Origin of the sequence: Caballeronia sp. (assembly GCF_028292365.1) — a bacterium.
In the GTDB taxonomy this organism is placed as follows: Bacteria; Pseudomonadota; Gammaproteobacteria; order Burkholderiales; family Burkholderiaceae; genus Caballeronia.
This window is the reverse complement of record NZ_JAQGMM010000611.1, coordinates 1-3,139: the sequence shown is the minus strand read 5'-3', so window position 1 is coordinate 3,139 and position 3,139 is coordinate 1. Positions and strand designations below refer to the sequence as shown.

Genomic DNA, 3,139 nt, shown 5'->3' with positions numbered 1-3,139 from the left:
TGGCACCCGTGTTCCAAGGCCGTAGGGGCCCGCCTGATAACTGCTGCTGCCCGGGAAGATCTCATTGACGGTGCTGACCGTGGATTTGCCGTTAGCGGCTGATGAAGGCGGGAACGGCGGCACGACGTGATCGAAGAAACCGTCGTTTTCGTCGTAGTTGATCAGCAGCACCGTCTTGCTCCATACCTCAGGATTCGACGTCAGGATTTGCAGCACCTGGTCGACGTACCACGCGCCATAGTTGGCCGGCCAGTTCGGATGCTCGGAGAACGCTTCGGGCGCAACAATCCATGAGACCTGCGGCAGCGTGTTGTTCTGCACGTCGTGCTTGAGGATGTCGAAATAACCATCCCCGGCTGCTGCATTCGTGCCGGTGCGCGCCTTGTCATACAGCGGATTGCCGGGCTGCGCATTGCGATACTGATTCAGGTAGAGCAGCGCATTGTCACCGTAGTTGCCAATGTACGCGTCGTTGGTCCAGCCCCACGAGCCGTTTGCATCGAGCCCGATGCCGATATCCTGATAGATCTTCCACGAAATGCCCGCATTCTGAAGCACTTCCGGATACGACGACCAGCTATACCCAAGTTCGGCATTGTCGATCACGGGGCCGCCGCCGTTGCCGTCGTTGCCCACCCAACCGGTCCACATGTAGTAGCGGTTCGGGTCCGTCGATGAGTTGATCGAGCAGTGGTACGCGTCGCAAATGGTGAAGGCGTCAGCGAGCTGGTAGTGGAACGGAATGTCCTGGCGCGTGAGATACGCCATTGTGGTCGTGCCTTTGTAGGGCACCCACTGATCGTAACGGCCCTGGTCGTAAGCACCTTTGCCCGTGGTCCAGTCGTGCGGCAGATCCTGGATGAACTGGAGCCCGAGATCGGGCGCGCTCGGGCGGAACGGCAACACTTCGCCGAGTCCTGCCGCGATCGGCTGGTTGAACACGGACTGACCATTCGGAAGCTGCACGGCGCGGGTATCGCCAAAACCGCGCACGCCCTGAAGCGTGCCGAAGTAATGATCGAAGGAGCGATTTTCCTGCATCAGCACGACAATATGCTCGACGTCCTTGATGCTGCCGTGCTGGTTATTGGCGGGAATGGCAAGTGCATTGCGGATGCCAGCCGGCACGATACCTAGTGCGGTGGCGGAACCGGCGGCCTGTGCGGCAGCCCTGAGAAAATCACGTCGGCTTTTTAAGTTCATGGGTCTCTGTCGGTCGTGGGGGGAAGGCTTGGTCAGGCTCGCCGGCCGCTTTCGTGTCGCCTCTGTGTCACTCGGCCTCGTGGATAACCGGGGGCAACAAGGGATCGGAAGCGGCGGCGGGTGGGGGTGCTTGCGTAAGACTGGACGTCGATGTTGCCGGCTGGGTTTGCTGCAAAGCCCAGCGTTGTATGTCCGACGATCCCGGTAAAGCGGATGCATCGGTTTGCTGAATAGAAGAAGCGGAAGAGGATGAAACTGAAGAGATTGAGGACTGCGCCGGCGTCGATGTGGACGCCGGCAGTTGATCGTGGTCCCCGCATGCGGCGAGCATCGTGCACACGAGCACGGCGCCGCACAGCCAGTCAACACTAGATAGTCTGTTAAGCACAAGCGTCCTCTGGACGGTTTGCGTGTTTGTGTGACGGGGCGCCACGCGCATCCGAATGGCGTCGGGAAAGAGCAAGCCAGAGGATAGAAATTACACGTGTAGGAATTATTAAATAATAGAAATAAGATCCCTGACGCAGAGATGACGTAATTAAAACGTAATTAATATGTTTGTTTAAAGAAGGGGACGCTGGTCAACATGGAGAGGGTAAATCGTCCGCTAACAAGGTCTGTCTAATCTCTGTTGCCAAGATTTGCCGGTGATCGTGACAGCGCCTACGGTTTGTCCATGCCCCCGCCGCGGAAAAGCAGAGGGATATGAAAAATTCGTTAAAGCTTACGATTTACATGCCGTAAAGAGGTGAGCAGTGGCAGCTAATCGACTATCACTGGCTGTCCCGAAGCCCCGCAACGGCGACTCCTGCGTGCTCGACGAGGAACGCCGGCCGGACCATAACAACATTGTTGCGGTCCGGTCGCGCCAGATTCAGTTGATCAAAAACGCATCTGGCCGACCGGACGACACAGGAGAACACGATGTTCACCGATACGGCGCAGCGGGTCTTGCAACTAAGCGACTACGCGGTGCGCCTTGCCGCTGCACGTGACCGGAGCTACGCGCTCGCGCGTGAGGTCGAGAAGTCGCAAGCCACGCTGAACGGAGTGGCCCAGGATCCCGCAAGCGATGCCGCCCTTTGCCGCTACGCAGCCGACGCCCTTGAATCCTTGTGCGAGAACCTGGTGCGGCTGTGCGCGCTGACCGACCAGGCGTCGGCGAATGCCGAAGCCCTCGCGGCCCTGCCCCTGAAATTTTTCTCCGATAACGAAGGCGCGGCCGCGGACCTCGAAGCCGCGGTCCTGTCACTGGCCGAGGCAACGTCGACCGCGGAAACCCAGCTTGCCGAGCTTGCGCAAGTCGTGGAGGAAGCGTGCGGCGCCGTCAATGAAATGCGACGGCCTGCGCAAATCGGGTAAACCCCGGTGCAGGAATTTTGACACGGTAATATGCGGGTATACGCGAGGCGACGCTCAGCTTCGCGTGCGTCACATGCATTGCGTTCGTCCGGTGATCCCGGTCGAACGTTTTGCCTGACGCAACAAACAAGAGGGTCCGCCGCGAGGCGGACTTTTCATATCGGAACCGGCCACAAGCCGCTACCGACACTTGTCCCGGGTATTACACATGTCCATTGCAGCGTCCCTATGCTTCGTCGCGCGAGGTTTCCGTCGCGCGCGAGACCACCGGCCCACCACTCGTGGCGCTGTCTTCTCTTCATCGCGTCTGCTCGCCCGCCTGCTCGGCTCTGATCCCGGTCTACTGCGTTTTCACACCGCGCTTCGCAGCTCGATTGCCTGCGTGCTGACGGCCGGAATGACGATCGGCTGGATGGTTCACACGCATCAGCCGCCGACCCTTGCCGCGTTTGCGTTGCTGTTCGCAATGGTCGCGCCGCTATTTCTCCGCGATGCCACGCAGCGTGGCTGGTTCGGCTCACTTGCTGTTATCTATGGCGCGGGAGCGGCGAGCCTGATCGCGGCGAGCACGCTG

The 3,139-nt window shown here is 59.6% G+C and carries 2 protein-coding genes and 1 pseudogene; 2 read left to right on the top strand and 1 reads right to left on the bottom strand.

Annotated elements, in window-relative coordinates; all coding sequences use genetic code 11:
* A partial coding sequence (locus JWR14_RS35890) for an alkaline phosphatase family protein (protein ID WP_299719033.1) occupies positions 1-1,203 on the bottom strand: 1,203 nt, incomplete at its 3' end.
* Between the two features lie 924 nt (positions 1,204-2,127).
* Here JWR14_RS35890 and JWR14_RS35885 point away from each other — a divergent pair.
* Together JWR14_RS35885 and JWR14_RS35880 are read left to right on the top strand one after the other, a co-directional pair.
* Entirely contained in the window at positions 2,128-2,565 is a 438-nt protein-coding gene (locus JWR14_RS35885; RefSeq protein WP_299719031.1) for a hypothetical protein, read from the top strand.
* Positions 2,566-2,773: 208 nt separating this feature from the next.
* Positions 2,774-3,139 (top strand): annotated as a pseudogene (locus tag JWR14_RS35880) (hypothetical protein); the annotation flags it as partial.

Bases quoted from the DNA above. Each gene is read 5' to 3' on its own strand.
- JWR14_RS35885 (WP_299719031.1), top strand. From the start codon at position 2,128: ATGTTCACCGATACGGCGCAGCGGGTCTTGCAACTAAGCGACTACGCG.